Source organism: Stutzerimonas sp. KH-1 (assembly GCF_054483855.1).
Genome location: NZ_CM137011.1, coordinates 4775351 through 4795988 on the forward strand (window position 1 = coordinate 4775351; position 20638 = coordinate 4795988).

Annotated in this window: 20 protein-coding genes; 5 read left to right on the forward strand and 15 right to left on the reverse strand. The window is 65.0% G+C overall.

Annotated elements, in window-relative coordinates; all coding sequences use genetic code 11:
• Nucleotides 1-241 precede the first annotated feature (241 nt).
• A complete protein-coding gene (locus tag ACX1DW_RS22710; protein ID WP_102839780.1) occupies nt 242-850 on the reverse strand; it encodes a LysE/ArgO family amino acid transporter in 609 nt (202 codons plus the stop codon).
• Between the two features lie 92 nt (nt 851-942).
• Between ACX1DW_RS22710 and ACX1DW_RS22715 the strand changes: the two genes are divergently transcribed.
• Entirely contained in the window at nt 943-1833 is an 891-nt protein-coding gene (locus ACX1DW_RS22715) for a LysR family transcriptional regulator ArgP (RefSeq protein WP_270053050.1), read from the forward strand.
• Between the two features lie 8 nt (nt 1834-1841).
• On the opposite strand, the gene ACX1DW_RS22720 is transcribed toward ACX1DW_RS22715, so the two are convergent.
• Nucleotides 1842-2111, reverse strand: coding sequence for a hypothetical protein (locus tag ACX1DW_RS22720; protein ID WP_278473207.1), 270 nt, complete (start codon nt 2109-2111; stop codon nt 1842-1844).
• 361 nt (nt 2112-2472) lie between these two features.
• Between ACX1DW_RS22720 and ACX1DW_RS22725 the strand changes: the two genes are divergently transcribed.
• Nucleotides 2473-3369, forward strand: coding sequence for an ATPase (locus ACX1DW_RS22725; protein ID WP_458992447.1), 897 nt, complete (start codon nt 2473-2475; stop codon nt 3367-3369).
• 62 nt (nt 3370-3431) lie between these two features.
• Here ACX1DW_RS22725 and ACX1DW_RS22730 read toward each other — a convergent pair whose 3' ends face one another.
• Nucleotides 3432-5354 (reverse strand): autotransporter domain-containing protein, encoded by a 1923-nt coding sequence (locus tag ACX1DW_RS22730; RefSeq protein WP_458992448.1) that lies wholly within the window; start codon nt 5352-5354, stop codon nt 3432-3434.
• A gap of 359 nt (nt 5355-5713) precedes the next feature.
• On the opposite strand from ACX1DW_RS22730, the gene ACX1DW_RS22735 reads away from it, so the two are divergent.
• The gene (locus ACX1DW_RS22735; RefSeq protein ID WP_458992449.1) at nt 5714-6910 is read left to right on the forward strand and encodes a GGDEF domain-containing protein; all 1197 of its coding nucleotides are present in this window, start codon (nt 5714-5716) and stop codon (nt 6908-6910) included.
• A gap of 48 nt (nt 6911-6958) precedes the next feature.
• Here the strand turns inward: ACX1DW_RS22735 and pncB are convergent, their stop codons facing one another.
• The 4 genes from pncB to hmpA all read right to left on the reverse strand — a co-directional run bounded on the left by pncB (nt 6959) and on the right by hmpA (nt 10286).
• Nucleotides 6959-8152: a nicotinate phosphoribosyltransferase gene (gene pncB / locus ACX1DW_RS22740; RefSeq protein ID WP_458992450.1), complete on the reverse strand. Its 1194-nt coding sequence runs from the start codon at nt 8150-8152 to the stop codon at nt 6959-6961.
• A gap of 283 nt (nt 8153-8435) precedes the next feature.
• A complete protein-coding gene (locus tag ACX1DW_RS22745; RefSeq protein WP_003290130.1) occupies nt 8436-8606 on the reverse strand; it encodes a con-10 family general stress protein in 171 nt (56 codons plus the stop codon).
• Nucleotides 8607-8805: 199 nt separating this feature from the next.
• On the reverse strand, nt 8806-9057 hold the full coding sequence (locus tag ACX1DW_RS22750) for a hypothetical protein (protein WP_063540049.1): 252 nt from the start codon (nt 9055-9057) through the stop codon (nt 8806-8808).
• Nucleotides 9058-9107: 50 nt separating this feature from the next.
• Nucleotides 9108-10286 (reverse strand): NO-inducible flavohemoprotein, encoded by a 1179-nt coding sequence (hmpA, locus tag ACX1DW_RS22755; protein WP_458992451.1) that lies wholly within the window; start codon nt 10284-10286, stop codon nt 9108-9110.
• Between the two features lie 265 nt (nt 10287-10551).
• Here hmpA and ACX1DW_RS22760 point away from each other — a divergent pair, with 265 nt between their 5' ends.
• Complete coding sequence (locus ACX1DW_RS22760) at nt 10552-10776, forward strand: DUF2188 domain-containing protein (protein ID WP_102839788.1); 225 nt, start codon at nt 10552-10554, stop codon at nt 10774-10776.
• 11 nt (nt 10777-10787) lie between these two features.
• Here ACX1DW_RS22760 and ACX1DW_RS22765 read toward each other — a convergent pair whose 3' ends face one another.
• The 6 genes from ACX1DW_RS22765 to gcl all read right to left on the reverse strand — a co-directional run bounded on the left by ACX1DW_RS22765 (nt 10788) and on the right by gcl (nt 18516).
• Nucleotides 10788-11636 carry an urea transporter gene (locus tag ACX1DW_RS22765; protein WP_458992452.1) on the reverse strand — a complete coding sequence of 283 codons (849 nt, stop codon included), beginning with the start codon at nt 11634-11636 and terminating at the stop codon, nt 10788-10790.
• A gap of 92 nt (nt 11637-11728) precedes the next feature.
• Nucleotides 11729-13144 (reverse strand): pyruvate kinase, encoded by a 1416-nt coding sequence (gene pyk, locus ACX1DW_RS22770; protein WP_458992453.1) that lies wholly within the window; start codon nt 13142-13144, stop codon nt 11729-11731.
• A 56-nt stretch (nt 13145-13200) separates the two neighbouring features.
• On the reverse strand, nt 13201-14472 hold the full coding sequence (locus ACX1DW_RS22775; RefSeq protein ID WP_458992454.1) for a glycerate kinase type-2 family protein: 1272 nt from the start codon (nt 14470-14472) through the stop codon (nt 13201-13203).
• Nucleotides 14473-14796: 324 nt separating this feature from the next.
• Nucleotides 14797-15687 carry a 2-hydroxy-3-oxopropionate reductase gene (locus tag ACX1DW_RS22780; protein ID WP_125862665.1) on the reverse strand — a complete coding sequence of 297 codons (891 nt, stop codon included), beginning with the start codon at nt 15685-15687 and terminating at the stop codon, nt 14797-14799.
• A 72-nt stretch (nt 15688-15759) separates the two neighbouring features.
• The gene (gene hyi, locus ACX1DW_RS22785; RefSeq protein WP_020308776.1) at nt 15760-16542 is read right to left on the reverse strand and encodes a hydroxypyruvate isomerase; all 783 of its coding nucleotides are present in this window, start codon (nt 16540-16542) and stop codon (nt 15760-15762) included.
• 192 nt (nt 16543-16734) lie between these two features.
• Nucleotides 16735-18516, reverse strand: a complete 1782-nt coding sequence (gcl, locus tag ACX1DW_RS22790; protein ID WP_458992455.1) for a glyoxylate carboligase — start codon at nt 18514-18516, stop codon at nt 16735-16737.
• Nucleotides 18517-18630: 114 nt separating this feature from the next.
• On the opposite strand from gcl, the gene ACX1DW_RS22795 reads away from it, so the two are divergent.
• Nucleotides 18631-19539 (forward strand): LysR family transcriptional regulator, encoded by a 909-nt coding sequence (locus tag ACX1DW_RS22795; RefSeq protein WP_013983705.1) that lies wholly within the window; start codon nt 18631-18633, stop codon nt 19537-19539.
• 5 nt (nt 19540-19544) lie between these two features.
• Here the strand turns inward: ACX1DW_RS22795 and uraH are convergent, their stop codons facing one another.
• Nucleotides 19545-19955 (reverse strand): hydroxyisourate hydrolase, encoded by a 411-nt coding sequence (uraH, locus tag ACX1DW_RS22800; protein ID WP_003285094.1) that lies wholly within the window; start codon nt 19953-19955, stop codon nt 19545-19547.
• A gap of 16 nt (nt 19956-19971) precedes the next feature.
• Nucleotides 19972-20475, reverse strand: coding sequence for a GlcG/HbpS family heme-binding protein (locus ACX1DW_RS22805; protein ID WP_458992456.1), 504 nt, complete (start codon nt 20473-20475; stop codon nt 19972-19974).
• Between the last annotated feature and the right edge of the window lie 163 nt (nt 20476-20638).

Consider the following 20638-nt stretch of genomic DNA (forward strand, 5'->3'; position numbering starts at 1 on the left):
GCCGTTCACGGTCGGCCGAACAGACAGACTGAAGCCTTCCGCTCCATGTCTGCGAGCCAGCGATCATAGCACCCGACCTGCGGCAAAACCACGCGGCAACTGTATGGACTATTGGTTCCAGAGCGGTTGCGGCGCGGCACCTTGGATGCCAAGCACTGGCTGCGCCTTGCGTGGACCGCATAGTCGGGCGTGGTGTTCCGTACGATGTGGGAAAAGGTGCGCGGTGCAATGCCGCGCACTGTCAGGCAGCGAATGCCAGCTGGGCGGCGATGGCGAACATCATGGCGGCCACGCCGAGATCGATCAGCCGCCAGGTCAGCGGACGGGCCAGCCAGGGGGCGAGCCATGCGCCGCCCAGCGCAAGGGTGAGAAACCACAGAGTCGAAGCGCTGGCGGCCCCCAGGGTATAAGCCCCGGGTTCAGGCTGCTGCGCGCCGAGGGTACCGATCAGTACCACGGTATCCAGATAGACATGCGGATTGAGCAGCGTCACCGCCAACGCGGCCAGCAATACCGCGCGTAGCGGGCGCGGTTGCGCGTCTTCGCTGCGCAGGCTCTGTGGCCTGGCCGCGCGACGCAGGGCCAGCGTGCCGTACCAGAGCAGAAAGGCCACACCGCCCCAGCGGGTGATCTCCAGCAACAGCGGGCTGCTCGCCAGCACCGCGGCCAGCCCGAACACCCCGACGCTGACCAACAGGACGTCGCAGACGATACAAAGCGCCGCCACCGGCAGGTGGTGCTCGCGGCGCAGGCTCTGGGCTAGCACGAAGGCATTCTGCGCGCCGATTGCCATGATCAGTCCTGCCGCTACCAGAAGTCCGTTGATATAGCTCTGCCAGATCGCACTCATGTCGCACGCCTCGTTCGTTTTCTGCTGGCGAGTCTGCGGATTGACGAGCTATAAGAGAAGCCAATTTTGCTCACGTAGCATTAGGGAAACTGATGTTCGACTACAAATTGCTGGCCGCGCTTGCGGCGGTTGTGGAGCAGGCCGGCTTCGAACGCGCCGCGCAGGCGCTGGGCCTGTCGCAATCGGCGATATCACAGCGGATCAAGCTGCTCGAGGCGCGCGTCGGCCAGCCGGTATTGCTGCGCGACACACCGCCGAGACCCACCGAGTTGGGCCAGCGCCTGCTCAACCATGTACAGCAGGTACGCCTGCTCGAGCGCGACCTGCAGGGGCAGGTCCCGGCGCTCGATGAAAACCGTCTGCCGGAGCGCCTGCGCGTCGCGCTGAACGCCGACAGCCTGGCGACCTGGTGGGCCGGCGCGGTGGCGCCGTTCTGTGCCGAGCATCAGGTGTTGCTCGATCATGTAGTGGAAGATCAGGCCGTCGGGCTCAAACGCATGCGCGCGGGCGAGGTTGCTGCCTGCGTCTGTGCTGCCGAGCGGCCGGTGGCCGGCGCGCGCAGCCAGTTTCTCGGGGCGATGCGCTATCGGGCGCTGGCCAGCCCGGCGTTCATCGAGCGGCATTTTCAGCGTGATGCGAACGCCGCGGATCTGGCGCGCGTCCCGGCCGTGGTGTTCGGCCCCGACGATCAGCTGCAGCATCGTTACATGACGGCGGTCGGTGGCGGCGAGGTGTTCATTCACCATTTGTGCCCCTCGTCGGAGGGCTTCGTGTGCATGTTGCGAAGCGGCCTGGGCTGGGGGCTGGCGCCTGAGCTGCAGGTGCGCGGCGAACTTGCGCGTGGTGAACTGGTCGATGTGCTGTCCGGGCCGCCGATCGACGTGCCGCTGTACTGGCATCACTGGCGTAACGGCGGACAACTGCTCGATGAGCTGACGCGGCATCTGGTGCGTTGCGCCAGCGACTGGCTGCTGGTCGAGTGAAGTGCGAGTCAGGCGAGCACGCGCTGGCCTCGGTAGATGCGAACCGCCGGACCACTGTTGGCGGGACGTGCCGGCGGCGGTGCGGGCGGTAGCTGGTCGCTGAAGGCCGCGAGCTGACGGCCGAGTTCGCGGGTCAGTTCGTCGTTGGAACGCATGCTCGCTGCGAGCATTGCCACCACCGCGTCCGGCTGGTTGAGATGGATGTCCAGTTGCTGTTCGTCGCGCAGTCTGCGGCGCAGGGCGCGCATGCAGTCGATCACTGCCTTGTTCAGCTCCATGCTGTATTCCTCGTGATTGCCCTAAGGCCCGACATCCCTGTCGGAAGTGTCTATCCGCTGGCGAGGATGACGGAGCAAGCGGCGTACCAAATCTGCTGGCTGCGTCTCGGCGGAAGTGTGACCGACAAGCGAAACCCCCGGCCGGCGAGGTGTGCAGGCTGTCGATCCATTGCGCAAAGGCGTCCAGTGGCTCGTCGGTGATCGAACCGGCCCAGGCTTTCAATGCACCGTGATGCGCGTTGCCGCCGTCGCGATGCTCCACTGCGGTGCAGCCAGGATGGCAGACGTGAGTCGCTGATAGCCTCACCCCGAACCGTTATACTGCGCGCTGTTTTTCGCACCGCGCCATCGAAGGTAACCCATGCGCAACGATGCTCACGACGAACTGGACAACATCCCCAGCCTGACCGCAGGCCGTGACCGTGTGGAGCCCTATCCGGCGCCGGATCTCGAGCCGATTCGCCGAACGCCGGATGACTACGGCGATGATTCGCGTACGCGCCAACGGCGTCGCCCGGCAGGCGCTGCGAAGTCCAGCTCCGCGCCGCTGTGGGTGATGGTCGTGGCGTTGTTGATCAGCCTCGCTGCGCTGGGCTGGTGGAGTTATCGGCAGATCGCCATGCTGGAACTGCAGCTGGTCGCCACACAGGAGAGTTTCGCCAGGATCAGCGAGGACGCCGCTGGTCGCTTGCAGGATATCTCCGGCAAAGTGGTTGCCACCGAATCCAACGTGACGACCGAGAGCGAAGCCGTGAAGCTGCGCATCAAGCAGCTCGAGCAACAGACGCAGGAGCTCGCACGCAAGCAACAGGCCTTCGCCACCGAGCAGCAGAGCCTGACGGGCAGGCAGGGCAATCAGGACCAGCGCCTGGATGAGCAGGGTAAGCGTATGGAACGCCTGGCTGCCGATCTGCAGGCCCAGCAGGGCAGCAGTGCGACGCTGGCCGAGACGGTGAAGACCCTGCGCAGCGAGCAGGCCACGCTGAAGTCTGCAGTCGACGAGCAATCCAAGCTGGCGGCGCGAATCGATGGTCTGGGCAAGGAGGTCGCGACGCTGAAGCAGGCCGGCAACCAGAGCCAGGCGATCAGTCGTCTCGAGCAGGACATTCTGGTTCTGCGCAGCGAACTGGAGAATCGCCCGGCACCGAGCGCCAACAATACGGCCGAGTTCGACTCCTTCCGCGCACAGGTCACCCGCACCATCAATGCCATGCAGGGGCAGATCGCCAATCTGCAAGGGCAGATCGACGGGCGCTGATTACCGCCTCGTTTGGCCGCCGCGCGCATCGCGACGGCGGCCGCTTCCAGCCAGACCCTTTCTTACAGATCCAGTGCCAACGACAGCCCCACCCCATGGTCGCGGTTGTCGTTGCCGCGGTAATGGTAGTTAGCGCGCAGCGCCAGACCGGGGGACAGGCGGTGCGCCAGGCCGACGCTGAAACGCGTCTGGTCGCCGGTCTGCATTGCACCGGGCAGTTCGAAGCTGTTGCCCTGCACGCTGTTCAAGGACATGCGCAGATCGCGCCGGTCGTCGTCCTCGCGTTCCACTTCGCGCGCAACCTCACAGAACAGGCGGGTTCTCTCACTCAAGGCGTACTCGCCGAACAACCCGAGCGACAGGCGCAGCGAGTCCAGGTCCTGGTCGTCATAGCTCAATGCAGTGGAGCGGGCACCCTCTTCGCTGTAGGCGTCCACTTCGACCTTTTGATAGCTGGCCCCGACGAAGGGGCCGAACTGCATCTGGTCGCCTGGCTGCATCAGATTGAAGCCGACCTTGGCTGCTGCGCCCCAAACGGTGCCCTCGGTGTCACCTTTCTCTGCGCGCTCGGTGATGCCCAGGGCGAAGGTGCGTTGCAGGTCGTGGTAGTCCAGATAACCGGCGCTGAGGCTGAAGTCGGCGAACAGGCGGTGTTGCTCGTAGCGGGCGAAGGCCGTGGCCAGATAGCTGCGCATGTCGTAATCGGAGTCGCTGCGACCCAGCTCCAGCGAGTTCTCTGCCAGCCCGAGGCTGATGCCGGCAAGCCAGGCTTCGCTCAGTCGATGGGTAGCACCCAGCGACAGGCTCAGGCCGTGGCCGTCGCCGCCACCGTAACCGTCGTACTCAGGTCGGTTGTAACCGCCCTGAACGAACGTGCGCCAGGCACCGACTGCCTGCCACTCGCCTCGCTGGGCGGCCAGTTCGCTATCGAGCTGTTGCAGGTGGGCGCGTAGCGCCGAGTGGCCCATTTCCGGCAGAAGCGAGACTTCCCATGGCGCTGAGATAATCGAGTAGAGGTAGTCGGCGCTGATCTGATGAACCGCGGTGGTGGGGTGGACCGCGTCGTTGAATAGCAGGCGGCTCGGATCAGGCGCTGTGCCGCCCAGGCTGTAGGTCGGGTCTGGTAGACACGGCGACGTCGAGGATGCCGGGTCGAAGCAGACTGCAGTTTGCGCGACGTTGGGGTCGAAGCCGAAAGCGGCCAGGTCCGCGCGAACCTCCGCCAGCAACAGACGGTTGTTGACCAGCACGTAATTGCCACCCTGGGCTTGCAGCTGGCTCGCCAGCTCGATGTTGAACTGGTCGCTCAGGGCGTTAAGTGTGGCGGCCCCGACGGGGCCTGAGTTGGCCCCCAGTGGTGTGATACCAACATCCGGCAGGTCGGAGACGATGATGTAGCGTGCTCCCGCCATTTGCAGGGCGCCGACACCTGCCACCAGATTGCTCGCGGCCTGCGCCATCGTCACCGGATTGCTGCTCAGCTGGAAGATGTCGTTGCCGCCTCCGTTGATGTAGTACAGGGCATTGCGGTCCACCCGGGGGTTCTCGACCAGATAACCAGGGCGCGTACGAGTTGTGCCGCCGGCCGATACGATCGAGGTGTCGGTGATTGAGTCGAGGATCTGGTCGGTCCGGTAGCCGCCGACGGCGTAGTTGCTGCCGTCCGGATTACCGGTCAGTACGGACGGTAGCAGGGGCGTGGAAGGAAGCGATTGCAGGCCTAGCATGCTGGCCAGTCGCTGGGTGCCGACTTCCCCGATGTATTCGCCGGCGCCATAGGTCGGTCCGGTTCGATTGGTGAAGCGCAGACCGCCCGTTGGGTTGCCTCCCAGGGTCGGGCTCAACAGGTCGGGGAAGTTGCCGGCATCGCTGAGCGAGTCGCCGAATACGATGAACTGGCTGAACGGTCCGCTATCGGCGGCGCTGACGGCAGTCGAGCAGCCGAGCAGGACGGCTGCCGCAAGCGGCTTGAGGGCGCTATGCACGAAGGTATCTCCTTATTGTTCTTTTTTTGGATACGTCGCGGGACAACAGGGCGACCTGCTCACGCTAATGGCTGTGCCGCGCTGGCATAAGCGCCCGAAAGGGCGATTGTCGGTAGCCCAGGGCATCGCACTAAAGGCTTACTGGCGGTTTGACCGTACGCCATTTATTGTCCTGGCTCAAAAGGCGGAGATATCAAACTGCTATCATCGGCCGCGCTTGTGGCTCGGGTGACGGAATGCCATGGCCATGAGCAACTGCCTGCTTGGAAAAAGGTGCTGAGGGCCAGTCTGGCGTCTGGATTCGCCGGGTTGCGCTCACCGTGCAAACGATCGTCCCGACATGGGAGCAGAACAATAAAATGCCATCGCTTCTCGATCTGCTGCGAAACCGACTGACGACGCTGCTGCCCAGCGAGCTGAGGACCAGCGAGCTCCGCCATCTGCTCGACCCCCGGCGCCATCCGGTGCTGCTCTGTCAGCGCCGCGCGACGCTGATCGTCAACCGCGTGCGGCTGTTCGCCTTCCTCTTCGCCGTGCTGACGCCACTGTGGAGCCTGATCGACCTGATGGTATTCGAGCCGAAGCTCTGGCTGGCGCTGGCCGGGTTGCGCATGATGGCCTGCCTCGCCTTCACTGGCCTGCTCTTGTTCTACCGGCCCAGCGGCAATCTCCTGGATGCCTACCGCGCGATCGCTATCCTCTTTGCCATCCCCACCGCCTTCTATATCGCGTCGCATACCCTGCTCGGCAGCTACCAGCTGGCGCAGTTCTCCGCGGTGGTCGGTGCCGGTTACGCTTTTCTGCCTTTCGTGCTGATGGCAGGTCTGACGATCTTCCCGCTGACGTTGGTGGAGAACCTGGTCCTGTCGAGCCTGTTGCTCCTGGCGCAGGCACTGGCCGGATACCTCAGCTGGGCGACGCTGAACTGGCCATCGTTCGCTGGAGCGTTCTGGCTGCTGATTCTCATCGCCGGCGTTGCCAGCCTGGCCAGCATGAGCCAGCTAGCGTTCATGATCGCGCTGGTGCGCCAGGCGATCCGCGATCCGCTCACTGGAGTGTTCTCCCGCGGCAGCGGCGAGGAAATCCTGCGCCTGCAGTGGGACAGCGCGCAGCGCAAGGATTCCGCGCTGGCCCTGGCATTCATCGATCTGGATCACTTCAAGTCGATCAACGACAACTACGGCCACGAAGCCGGCGATCAGGTCCTGCGTGAGGCCGCTCGACGACTGGTAGCGACACTGCGCAGCTCCGACAGCCTGTTGCGGTGGGGCGGCGAGGAGTTTCTTCTGATCATGCCGGAGACCGACATGGAGCAGGCCCACAAGGCCATCGAACGCATCGTTGGCGAGGGGCTGGGCGTGCGACCGGATGGCCTGGCGCTGACCGCAAGCATCGGCCTTGCCGAGCGCCGCGATGACCAGGTCGATGACTATCGTGACCTGCTCGAACTGGCGGACCGGCGCATGTACCTGGCCAAGACCGGCGGCCGCAATCGGCTGTGCGCAGCGGAGTCGGAGAAGCCCCGGCGCGAGCGCGCGCTGGCCCTGGAAAGCTAGGCCCGACGCACTCGTCGCGACGGCCGGGCACTGCGCTGCTGCGCAGCGTTACGCCAGGCCGAAGACATGTCGCAGATAACCGACGAAGGCTTCGTCACGGCACATGGTCTTGCCCGGTGAGTCGGAAATCTTCGCCACCGGCTGGCCATTGCACGCGGTCATCTTGATGACCATGTTGGTGGGTTCGACACCCGGGATGTCGCAAGTCAGTCCCGTGCCGATGCCGAAGCTCGGATTGCTGCGACCAGCCAGTGCACGATGAATCTGCAGCGCCTTGGCGAAATCCAGGCCGTCGGAGAAGATCAGCTGGCGCGTCCTCGGGTCGATGCCCAGTCGCCGATAATGCGCGATGGCTTTTTCAGCCCAGACCAGAGGATCGCCGGAGTCGTGGCGCAGACCATCGAACAGCTTGGCGAAGTACAGATCGAAGTCACGCATGAAGGCGTCCATGGTGATGCAGTCGGTCAGCGCGATACCCAGCGCGCCCCGGTACTCGCGAACCCAACAGTCGAGCGCGGCGATTTGACTGTCGATGAGCCGTGGGCCGAGCTGCTGATGCGCCATGATCCATTCATGGGCCATGGTGCCCATCGGCTTCACGTCCAGCGTGCGCGCCAGGTGCACGTTGCTGGTGCCGACGAAACGGCCGGGAAAGTCGCAGCGCAGACGCTCGACCACCATTTCCTGTACCGCGAAGGAAAACCGTCGGCGTGTGCCGAAGTCGGCCAGGGTGAAGGTGGTCAGCTCTTGCTCACCGGCCTGGCTGCGCAGCCAGGCCAGCTTCTCGTCGAGCCGGTCGCGCGCCTGCGTCAGGCTCACTTGTGAGTAACGGGCGCGGTTGCGCACTTCGCTGATGATCGCCAGCAGCGGCACCTCGAACAGAATCACATGCAGCCAGGGGCCGCGCAGATGGATCACCAGCTCGCCGTCTTCTACATCCAGGCGCAGGTAGCGCAGGTCGAAACGAAACAGTCCGAGAAAGCGGATGAAGTCCGGCTGCATGTAGGGGATGCGCTCCAGATAAGCGAGCTCCTCGGGTGTCATCTGTAGCTCGGCGAGTGCTTCGATCTGCTCGCGGATGTCGTCGAGGTAGGGACGCAGGTCTTCCCCTGAGCGGCTGCGGAAAGCCCATTCCACCTCGGCATTGGGATAGTGATGCAGAACGGCCTGCATCATGGTGAGCTTGTAGAAGTCGGTGTCCAGCAGGCTCTGGATGATCCGCTCAGAAAATGCACTACTCATCGGCTGCTCCCGTCTGGAGGGTTCCGGCCGATGGTATCGACAAACGGTAGGTGCTGCAGCAGGCGGTATTTTCATCGGTTAAACGATGAGTTGTCTGGCGTGCAATTAGAATATGGTCGGCACGGCAGTTTCGGTGTGCTCATTTGATATCTGTTTAATATCGAAGTTGATGAGTTTGAAGGCTGGATTTAAATGCCGGGGAAGTTGTCGGAAAGTTATCGGGATCTATAAAAAACAAGGCAGACGCCGAGGCGCCTGCCTTGTTTTTGTACGCCGTCAGCAATCAGCTGCTGCGGCCACCGCCGTGGCTGTTCTGGCCACCCTTGCGACCTGCTTCGGAGGCTTTTTCGCGGTCGTTGGCGAAGTTGCCGCCGCTGTTGTGACCACCCTTGCGGCCGGCCTCGGAAGCTTTCTCTCGATCATTGGCGAAGTTGCCAGGGTTGTTATTTGCCATGTGTTTTTCTCCTCAATTGGATAGACACTTTCACAAACGGCTGAAAGAGAGAGATCAGTCAGCCTTCACTGTGTCTGAGTGAGGTTCCGTTGATGGAGTTTCGTGCTGAGGCAAAGTGCAGACGAATGGTTTTCCATATCTCATGTGGGACTATGGCGCGGTGAAATTACAAGCGGAGCGGTAGTTGAAGATTTAAGTTTTATATATGTTGCGCTGAGTAACCGGAGAGACGTTCCTGGCGTTCTGCCAGCAGCCGCATCACGTAGCCGATCTTGACTGCGGTCGGGCCGAGAATGACCAGCGAATGGGCAGCGACGATGCCGGCCATCGTCAGTCTGTGGTCGAAGAAGTACGCCCCGGTGATGCCGAGCAGCAGCAACAGCAGGCCGCCGATCATCAAGGCACTGGCGAGGGCCATCAGGTTCAGCGCAGCGGAGCGGGTATGACGCATGGTTCGATCTCCTGTGAAGGAGGCCCGTCCGTGACGAGCCTCGTGATGGGTCAATCGAGGGCAGATACCGGGCCGAAGAATTCGTAGCGGGTCTGCTGCTCCGGCACGCCCAGGGATTTGAGCTGGCGTTTGATGGCGGCCATGAAGGGCTTCGGGCCGAGGAAGTAGGCGTCGACATCGCGGCTCTGCGGCAGCCAGTCCGCCAACTGCTGTTCGGTCAGCCGGCCGATGGCATCCGGTGCGTCAGCCGAGCCGTCGTGCTCCTCGTAACAGTAGAAGCGCTGGAGCTGCGTGTGGCGCTCGGCGAGTGCGTCCACGGCGCGGCGAAAGGCGTGCGCCCCGGCATTGCGCGCGCAGTGGATGAAGTGCACCGGCCGGGACGTCGCCAGCGCCTGTTCCAGCATCGCCAGGGTCGGGGTGATTCCCACGCCACCGCTGATCAGCACCAGCGGCTTGTCGCCGGGTTCGAGAACGAACTCACCTGCCGGCGCGAACAGCTCGACGATCGCGCCCTGCGGCATGTCGTGCAGCGCGTTGGAGACCACACCACCCGGTTCGCGCTTGACGCTGATGCGGTACTCGCTGCCGTTGCCGGCGGCGGACAGCGAGTAGTTGCGGCGTACCTCATTGCCGTCGACCTGGAGCCTGAGGCCGATGTACTGGCCGGGCAGGAAATCCATCAGCGCCCCGCCATCCTCGGGTTGCAGGTGGAACGAGGTGATCTCCTCGCTCTCCCTGACCTTGCGCGCGATACGGAACCGGCGCGCACCACGCCAGCCGCCGGGAGCTTCGGCCTTGGCCTGATAGAGCCGTTCCTCCTGGCCGATGAGCAGGTCGGCGAGCTGCTGGTAGGCCGCCGCCCAGGCATCGATCACCGCATCGGTGGCGATCGCCTCGCCAAGGACCTCGCGGATGGCCCGCAGCAGGCAGCTACCGACCAGTGGGTAGTGCTCGGGCAGCACCTGCAGGGCGACGTGCTTGTTGATGATCTGCGCCACCAGCGGGCCGAGGGCGTCCAGCTGGTCGATATGCCGGGCGTACATCAGCACACCATTGGCCAGTGCACGTGGTTGCTCACCGCTGGCCTGGTGCGCCTGGTTGAACAGCGGTTTCACCTCGGGATGTTCGCTCAGCAGGAGCTTGTAGAAGTGAGTGGTCAGCGCCTCGCCGCCGCTTTCCAGCAATGGCACGGTGGCTTTGATTAGGGCGATCTGTTCAGCGCAAAGCATTGAATACTCCTCTGGTGGGAAAAAACCGGACGGTGTTCGTCGAAGCGAACACGTGCCGTTGTGCCAGAGGTGTTTCAACAATCGTTCCAGGTTGGAATTGACTTGAATCAAGGTTCTCCCGACCGTCATGGTGAATTTCACCCTAGGTCGTCGGGGTTCTAATCACCTTTCATGGTAGTGGGAACCGCTGTTTCCGGCGGGCCGAACCTCGCCGCTTGCCCGCTTTCATATAGGACTCATCAGTCATAACCAAGGAGGCAGGCACATGGAGATCTACCACATCACTCACGAAGACGACCGTTGGGTGCTGCGCGAAGAGGGCGATCAGCGTGCGTTGATCGAAGCCGCACGGCGCGAGGACATCCTCGACGAGACGCGGGATTACATGAAATTGCGTACTTCTCTCGTCAAGGTGCATGCCGAGAATGGCGAGGTCGCGGAGGAGCATCGCTACCCCCAGGAGCAGGACCCACTGGCAACCGGAGGCTGAGGCCTGGTGGGCTATTCGACCCGGTCGGGGCGGGGCGCACGCAGCGTCAGCCCCAGCCAGGTCGCCAGCAGGAACGGCAGGGTCAGGGTCGGCAGGCCCAGCTCGATGCACGCCCGCCAGATTGCCACGGCGGCGAGCATGCCCAAGAGTGGCAGGCGCCAGCCTCCTCGCCATTGCGCCAGGGCCAGCGCGGCAAGCGCCGGGTTGAACCCGGCCAGACCATCGGACCAGGGCGCACCGAGCGGACCCGCCAGCAGCAGCCCCAACGCCGAGCCCGTCAGCAGCCAGAATGCATCGCGCAGCGAGGCCAGGGCGACGGCCACCAGCAGGCAGGCCGCCGCGAGCGGTGCATCGAAAAACACTACCTGACCGATACCCAGTAGCCAGGCGGTCAGCAGTGTCGCTGCGTCTGCCGACGGCATACCGGACGAGGTAACCGGCGCCGGCTCGATGAGCCGCACGGCGAGCAGACCGATCAGCACGAAGGGCAGGGTGAAGCCCGGCAGGCCGTCGCCGCGGCGTAGCCGAGCGAGCAGCCAGGCCTGCAGCGGACAGCTGGCCAGCGCCGCGACGCCGGCCAGTGCCAGGCTGGTGCCGGTCAATCCGAGCAGATCAACCAGCAGCGCGCCCAGCAAGGCGGCGTTGTAACCGTAGAGGCCGTCGTTGCGGTCAGCCGCCGAGTAGCCCAGCCAGCTGGCGCCGGCGTGGGCGACCAGCACGCCGCACAGCGCACCGGCAAGCTGCGCTGGGGCGCCGCTGGCCAATGCGAGCATGATCAGCGCCCCGCAGCCGGCATGGCGCTGCAGAAAGATCTGGGCGAAGGCATGCAGCACGGCGCGCAGCTGCAAAAGATCGGGCATCGACGAAATCCGAGGCGAGCGCAAGAGCACCGGCTCGCAGGGAGCTGGCGGCAAAGTCGAAGGGAAACGGCCGGGCCGGCGCCCGGCTCCTGTCAGGGCAGGACTTCGATGCGCAGCGAGTTGGTGGTGCCCGGCTGGCCCAGCGGCACGCCGGCGGTGATCAGCACCGTGTCGCCGCTTTCGGCCATGCCCTGCGCCTGCGCCAGCTCGACGGCGTGGCTGCTGACCTGCTCCATGTCGCGCATCGGCGCATCCACCACCGAATACACGCCCCAGGCCACCGTCAGCTTGCGTGCGGTGGCGGTGCTCGGCGTCAGGCTGAGGATCGGCGTGGCCGGCCGCTCGCGCGAGGCGCGCAGGCTGGAACGGCCGGACTCGGTGTAGTTGACCAGCACCGCTACCGGCAGGATGCCGCTGATCCGGCGGATCGCGCAGCTGATGGCATCCGGCAGCGTGGCCTCGGCATTGGGTCGGTGCACGTCGAGCTGCGCCTGGAAGTCCGGACCGCTTTCCACCTGGCGGATGATCTTGCTCATCATGCTCACCGCTTCCAGCGGGTAATCGCCGGAAGCGGTTTCCGCCGACAGCATCACCGCATCGGTGCCTTCGGCCACGGCGTTGGCCACGTCGGTGACTTCGGCACGGGTCGGGGCCGGGGCGAAGCGCATGGATTCGAGCATCTGCGTCGCCACTACCACCGGGCGGCCGAGCTGGCGGCAGATGCGCACGATGTCCTTCTGGATGCGCGGCACGTTCTCCGGCGGCACCTCCACGCCCAGGTCGCCGCGCGCCACCATGATCGCGTCGGACAGCCGGGCGATCTCGCGCAGGTGCTGCACCGCCGAGGGCTTCTCGATCTTGGCCATGAGGAAAGCCCGCTCGCCGATAAGCTTGCGTGCCTCCTGAATGTCCTGCGGGCGCTGCACGAACGACAGCGCCACCCAGTCCACGCCCAGCTCGAGGCCGAAGGTCAGGTCCTGGCGATCCTTCGCCGTCAGCGGCGACAGTTCCAGTACCGCCTCCGGCACGTTCACGCCCTTGCGGTCGGACAGCTCGCCGCCGGCCACCACGCGGGTATCGATGGCGTCGGCATGGCGCTCGGTGACCGTCAGGCGCAGCCGGCCATCGTCGATCAACAGCTGCATGCCCGGTTCCAGCGCGGCGATGATCTCCGGATGCGGCAGGTTCACGCGCCGGCTGTCGCCCGGTGTCGGGTCCAGATCCAGGCGAAAGGCCTGGTCACGCTCCAGGCGGACCTTGCCTTCGGCGAAGCGGCCGACCCTGAGCTTGGGCCCCTGCAGGTCCATGAGGATGCCGATCGGCTGGTTCAGCTCGCGTTCGACCTGGCGAATCCAGGTGAAGCGCTCGGCGTGGTCGCTGTGCTCGCCGTGGCTGAAGTTCAGGCGGAACAGGTTCACGCCGGCCTCGACCAGTGCGCGCACGTCGTCGACGCTGCGGGTGGCCGGGCCGAGGGTGGCGAGGATCTTGACCTTCTTGTCGTGTGTCATGGCGGTGCTCTGCGGCAGTTGTTGTTCTGATGCGCGCCTGAACGAAGTGGAGGCCGTCAATCCGACGACGGCAGGATCAGGATGGCGCGAAAGTCGTTGACGTTGGTGCGCGTCGGGCCGGTGGCGATCAGGCCGTCCAGCGCGGCGAAATAGCCATAGCCGTCGTTGTCGGCCAGCGAGTCGGCGGCACGCAGACCCAGCGCCTCGGCGCGGGCAAAGCTGTCCGGGGTCATCAGCGCGCCGGCGTTGTCCTCCGAGCCGTCGATGCCATCGGTGTCGCCGGCCAGCGCGTAAACGCCGGGCAGGCCTTGCAGGGCTTCGGTCAGGGCGAGCAGGAACTCGGCATTGCGCCCGCCGCGGCCGTTGCCGCGCACGGTGACGGTGGTCTCGCCGCCGGACAGGATCACGCAGGGCGCGGCGATCGGCTGGCCGTGCAGCACCACCTGGCGGGCGATGCCGGCATGCACCTTGGCCACCTCACGCGCTTCGCCTTCCAGATCGCCGAGGATCAACGGGGTGATACCGGCGGCACGGGCTACTTCGGCTGCCGCATCGAGCGACTGCTGCGGCGTGGCGATCAGCTGGAAGTGGCTGCGCGAGAGCATCGGATCGCCCGGCTTGAGGGTTTCCGAGCGTGGGTCCTCGAGCCAGGCGCGCACGTTGGCCGGCATCTCGATGTGGTAACGCTCGAGAATCGCCAGCGCCTCGGCCGACGTGGTGGGGTCGGCGACGGTGGGGCCGGAGGCGATCACCGTCGCTTCGTCGCCGGGCACGTCGGAAATCGCATAGGTGTACACGCTGGCCGGCCAGCAGGCCCTGGCCAGGCGGCCGCCCTTGATCGCCGAGAGGTGCTTGCGCACGCAGTTCATCTCGCCGATGTGCGCGCCGGAGCGCAGCAGCGCCTTGTTGATCGCCTGCTTGTCCGCCAGCGAGATGCCTTCGGCCGGCAATGCCAGCAATGACGAGCCGCCGCCGGAGAGCAGGAAGATCACTCGGTCGCTTTCCTCGAGGTTGCTGACCAGCTCCAGCACACGGCGGGCGACGCGCTCGCCGGCGTCGTCCGGGACCGGGTGTGCGGCTTCCACCACTTCGATACGCCGGCAGTCGGCGTGATGCTCGTAGCGGGTCACCACCAGCCCGGACAGTTCACCTTCCCAGACCTTTTCGATGGCTTCGGCCATGGCCGCGGCCGCCTTGCCGGCGCCGATGACGATGGCGCGGCCGCTGCGGTCTTCGGGCAGATGGTCGGCGAGCACATGGCGCGGATGGGCGGCTTCGATGGCGCTGTCGAACAGCTGGCGCAGCAGGGCTTGTGGGTCGAGGGTCATCTGAAGCTCCTTGTATGAGGTCTGCAGCCGATTCCAGACCTTAGGGCTCGCCGAAGCAAGCGCTAAGGGTTGAAATCGACCCGCCCGGCCGTCGGGCCGTGACTCCTTGTGCCGGGCGAATCGAAAAGATGCCGTCCGGAGACGGCGGTTGGAGAGCAGGCGCGCGGGACCCTGGTCGTGGGGAGACGCGATGATTCCGACCCCGTGCACCTGCATTCCAACCCTTTGAGCGTTGCTGACGCCCAGCGTTGCGGTGACCCACCACCCGGTCTGTCTGTCCCTGAAGGTGGGGCCGCAAGGCCCGACGCAGCGCGCTCGAAGGCTTTACTCCTTGCGGATCGAGAAATTGGCCATGTGCTCGAGGCCCTTGATCAGCGCCGAGTGGTCCCAGCCGCTGCCGCCGATCGCCGCACAGGTGCTGAACACCTGCTGGGCATTGGCGGTGTTGGGCAGGTTCAGGCCCAACTCGCGGGCGCCAGCCAGGGCGAGGTTGAGGTCCTTCTGATGCAGGCTGATGCGGAAGCCCGGGTCGAAGGTGCCCTTGATCATGCGCTCGCCGTGCACCTCGAGAATCTTCGAGCCGGCGAAACCGCCCATCAGCGCCTCGCGCACCTTGGCCGGGTCGGCACCGTTGCGTGCGGCGAACAGCAGTGCCTCGGCGACCGCCTGGATGTTCAGCGCGACGATGATCTGGTTGGCGACCTTGGCCGTCTGGCCGTCGCCACTCTCGCCGACGCGGGTGATGTTCTTGCCCATCGCCTGGAACAGCGGCAATGCACGTTCGAAGGCCGCTTCGCTGCCACCGACCATGATCGACAGGGTGGCGGCCTTGGCACCCACCTCACCGCCGGATACCGGGGCGTCGAGGTATTCAGCGCCGGTGGCCTTGATCTTCTCGGCGAACTGCTTGGTGGCAGTGGGGGAGATCGAACTCATGTCGATCACCACCTTGCCGGCGCCGACGCCGGCGGCCACGCCATCGGCACGGAACAGCACGTCTTCGACCTGCGGGGTGTCCGGCACCATGACGATGATGAACTCGGCTTCCTGGGCGACTTCCTGCGGATTGGCCAGGCCGATGGCGCCGGCTTCGGTCAGTTCGGCCGGTGCCTGGTCGTGGTGCTGGGACAGGAAGATCTGGTGGCCGGCCTTCTGCAGGTTGATTGCCATGGGCTTGCCCATGATGCCGGTGCCGATGAATCCGATTTTAGCCATGAGTGTTCTCCTCGATTCTGTGGTGCAGGCCGCTGTGCGGCCCGCGTTGCTGCCTGGGCGGCGCGCTGTTGGTCAGATGGCGTTGTGGCTTTTCAGCCAGCCAAGGCCGGCTTCGGTGGTGGTGGCCGGCTTGTACTCGCAGCCGACCCAGCCCTGGTAGCCGATGCGATCCAGATGCTCGAACAGGAAGCGATAGTTGATCTCGCCGGTGCCTGGCTCGTTGCGTCCGGGGTTGTCCGCCAGCTGGATATGGTTGATCGCCGCCAGGTTGTTCTCGATGGTGCGCGCCAGGTCTCCCTCCATGATCTGCATGTGGTAGATGTCGTACTGCAGGAACAGGTTGGCGTGACCGACCTTGCCGCGGATCTCCTGCGCCTGGGAGGTGTTGTTGAGGAAGAAGCGCGGGATGTCGCGGGTGTTGATCATCTCCATCACCAGGCGGATGCCGGCCTCCTCGAGCTTCTGTGCGGCGTAGCGCAGGTTTTCGATAAAGGTGATTTCCAGCTGGCCGAGATCGGCGCCACGCGGGGCGATGCCGGCCAGGCAGTTGACCTGGGTGTTGCCCAGCACCTTGGCGTAGGCGATGGCCTTGTCCACGCCGGCGCGGAACTCCTCGACCCGCTCCGGCAGGATGGCGATGCCACGCTCGCCGCCGGCCCAGTCACCGGCCGGCAGGTTGAACAGCACCTGGGTCAGCTTGTTGGCATCCAGCTGAGCCTTGATCTGCTCGGCAGGGAAGTCATAGGGGAACAGGTACTCGACACCGGAAAAGCCGGCCTGGGCGGCAGCGGCGAAGCGGTCCATGAAGTCCTGCTCGGTGAACAGCATCGACAGGTTGGCGGCAAAGCGGGGCATGGTTTTCTCCTGATCTGTAGGGATCGCATTCGGTTTCGCATTGCGGTGGTGTGGTGGCCACCCTGGGTGTTGCGTTTGCGGTGGATATGCTGCGCGATATCCACCCTACGGTTGCACTGCGCTGGGGTGGCGTACGACGGGTGGCCGCCCCGTGGAAAACCGCGAAGCGTTTTCCACGCGTACGGGTGATGCCTAATCCAGCAATCCAACCGCGGTCGGGGCATCTTCCCGGCCTGCGGCCAGCGCCTCGAACTCGTTGATCGCGTCGATCTCGGTGCCCATGGCGATGTTGGTCACCCGCTCGAGGATCACCTCGATCACCACCGGCACGCGGTGTTCGGCCATCCACGCCTGGGCCTGCTCGATGGCCGGGCGCAGGTCTTCCTGCTTGAACACGCGCAGCGCCTTGCAGCCCAGGCCCTCGACCACCGCGACGTGATCGACGCCGTAGCCTTCCATGCCGCTCTGGTCGGCATTGATGTTCTCGAAGCCCAGCTGCACGCAGTAATCCATGTCGAAGCCGCGCTGCGCCTGGCGGATCAGCCCGAGGTAGGCGTTGTTCACCAGGATGTGCAGGTAGGGCAGCTTGAACTGCGCGCCGACGGCCAGTTCCTCGATCATGAACTGGAAGTCGTAGTCGCCGGACAGCGCCACCACCTTGCGGGTCGGGTCCGCGGCAACCACACCGAGCGCCGCCGGAATGGTCCAGCCGAGCGGACCGGCCTGGCCGCAGTTGATCCAGTGGCGCGGCTGGTAGACGTGCAGGAACTGCGCGGCGGCGATCTGCGACAGGCCGATGGTGCTGACGTAGCAGGTGTCCTTGCCGAAGGCATTGTTCATGCACTGGTACACGCGCTGCGGCTTCATCGGCACGCTGTCGAAGTTGGTCTTGCGCAACATCGTGCGCTTGCGTTCCAGGCAGTCGGCGGCCCAGGCGCGGCGATCCGGCAGACGCCCTTCGGCCTTGCGCGTCTTGGCCACGTCGACGAACAGCTCCAGCGCGGCGCGGGCATCGGAGACGATGCCGTAGTCCGGCGCGAACACCCGACCGATCTGGGTCGGCTCGATGTCGACGTGGACGAAGGTGCGGCCCTTGGTATAGGTCTCCACGGAGCCGGTGTGACGGTTGGCCCAGCGGTTGCCGATGCCGAGCACGAAGTCGGATTCGAGCAGGGTCGCGTTGCCGTAGCGGTGGCTGGTCTGCAGCCCGCACATCCCGGCCATCAGCGGATGGTCGTCGGGGATCGAGCCCCAGCCCATCAGCGTCGGGATCACCGGCACGCCCACGGTCTCGGCGAATTCCACCAGCAAGGCCTCGGCCGCGGCGTTGTAGATGCCGCCACCGGCGACGATCAGCGGGCGCTCGGCGGCGCAGAGCATGTCGATGGCTTTCTCGATCTGTTTGCGGGTTGCTGCCGGCTTATAGACCGGCAGCGGCTCGTAGGTGTCGACGTCGAACTCGATCTCGGCCATCTGCACGTCGAACGGCAGGTCGATCAGCACCGGGCCGGGGCGGCCGGAGCGCATCACGTGGAAGGCCTGCTGGAATACGCGCGGGACCAGTGCCGGCTCGAGTACGGTGACCGCCCACTTGGTGACCGGCTTGGCGATGGACTCGATGTCCACGGCCTGGAAATCTTCCTTGTGCAGGCGGGCACGCGGTGCTTGCCCGGTGATGCAGAGGATCGGAATGGAGTCGGCGGAAGCCGAGTAAAGGCCGGTGATCATGTCGGTGCCGGCCGGGCCGGAGGTGCCGATGCACACGCCAATGTTGCCTGGCTTGGCACGGGTATAGCCCTCGGCCATGTGCGAGGCACCCTCGACGTGGCGGGCGAGGATATGACGGATGCCGCCATCGGCCCGCAGGGCGGAATACAGCGGATTGATCGCGGCTCCGGGGATGCCGAAGGCGGTGTCGATGCCTTCCTTGCGCAACACCGCGACGGCGGCATCGATTGCTCTCATTCGGGCCATGGATCGTTCCTCCTGGGTAACTCGATAGTTTTTATACGTGGCCCAAGCATGCCGACCTGGATTCCGTGGCGGAATTGGCCGAGACTTCACTTCTGTCGATATCAGGAGTATCGAATGGATCGCTATACGACCCTGCGCAGCTTCGTGCTGGTGGCCGACTGCGGCAGCTTCGCCGCCGCCGCGCACAAGGAGAACGTCACCCCGGTGGTGATGGGGCGGCGGCTGGATGCGCTGGAGCGGCATCTGGGCGTCAAGCTGATGCACCGCTCCACCCGTGGCCTGTCGCTGACCGATCTGGGCGAGCAGTATCTGGAGCGCGCCCGCGGGCTGCTCAAGGACTTCGACGAGGTGGACGCCAGCATCAGCCACGACCGCACCTCGGTACGCGGCCACCTGGTGGTATCGGCGCCGGCGGCATTCGGGCGGCGGCATATCGGTCCGCACGCACCGGCGTTCCAGGCGCGCTACCCGGACCTGCAACTGTCGTTCAACTTCACCGACAGCGTGGTCGACCTGGTGCGCCACGGTTACGACATGGGCATTCGCATCGGCGAGGTGACCGACCCCAACTATGTGGCGGTGCGGCTGTTCCCGAACAGGCGGGTGGTCTGTGGCTCGCCGGAGTACTTCGCCCGCCACGGTACGCCGACGACGCTGGAGGAACTGACCGAGCACAACTGCCTGGCCTTCAACCTGCAGGGCGGTCAGCAGCGCGGCTGGACCTTTCTGCGCGACGGCCGGCAGGTGGCCATCCGCGTGGCCGGCAATCTGGACTGCAATGACGGCGAGCTGCTGTTCGACTGGGTCAAGCAGGGCCTGGGCATCGGCTGGCGCTCGACCTGGGAGATCCAGGCCGAGCTCAAGCGCGGCGAGCTGGTCACGGTACTCGACGAGTACGCGCTGCCGGCCTACGACATCCAGGCCGTCTACCCGCAGCAGCGCTACCTGCCGGCCAAGGTGCGTTTCTTCATCGACTACCTGAAGGACATCTACAACGCACCGGGCTACTGGGAAGTGCGCTGAGCGGCTCAGTTGCCGCGGTAGGTGGAGAAGCCGTAGGGGCTCAGCAGCAGCGGGATGTGGTAGTGCTCGACGCTGCCATCGGCTTCGAAGATCACCGGAACTTCGGGGAAAAAGGTACTGGCCTTCTGCGTGGCGAACCAGTCGCCGGTCATGAAGGTGACGCGATAGGTGCCTTTCTCCAGTGCCTTGCCTTCCGGGTAGAGCGCCGTGATCCGACCCTGTGCGTTGGTCTCGCCGCTGTTGAGTGATTTCCAGGTGTCACCCTGACGTTGTTCCAGGGTGACGCGCACATCCGGCGAGGGCAGACCGTTTTCCAGGTTCAGCACGTGCACGCTGAGCGGGTTGCCAGCTGCGAGGGTGAGACCGGACAGGCCACTGAGCATCAAGCCGGCGGCGATTGAACGTAGTGCTTTCATGGTGTTTTCCTTTTCTTCAGTGGGAGGAGGGCAGCAGTTTTTCGATGGCGGCCACGGCGCAGGCCTCGTCGTTCTTGGCACCGCCAGCACCGGCCACGCCGATGGCACCGATCACCTCGTCGCCGACCTTCAGCGGCACGCCACCGCCGAGCAGCAGCAGTTCATCCAGGGTGTTGAGGTTGGCGGCATCCGGCGTGCTGGCGGCGCGTTCGGCGAACAGACGGGTCGGCGTCTTGCTCGACAGCGCGGTGTAGGCCTTGCGCTGCGCGGCCAGGGTGTTGTGCGGGCCGACGTTGTCGTCGCGGCGCAGGGCGACCAGATTGCCGCCGCGATCGACCACGGCGACTACCGCGGTGCGGTTCTGTGCGTGGCAGGCATCCAGGGTCTGCTGGATCAGCCCGTCGGCCAGTGCCAGCGAGACGTTCTGCTGGGTGATCGGCGCTGGTGCGGCGGCATTGGCGCTCAGGGCCGGGGTAAGCACTGCCAGGGTCAGCAGTGACAGTGTGGCGGCGATACGCATATCGGTTTTCCTTGGGTGACTTGGCTTCGGAGCGCATGGTGCCGATGCCTGCCCGTCAGAACCGTTGCCAGCGCATTACGCTTTTGTAATGGCTGGTAGTCGCCGGCTCCCATAACCTAGCAGGCCGTTGAAGAACTACCTGCGTTGCCTCGCTGACGTTCTT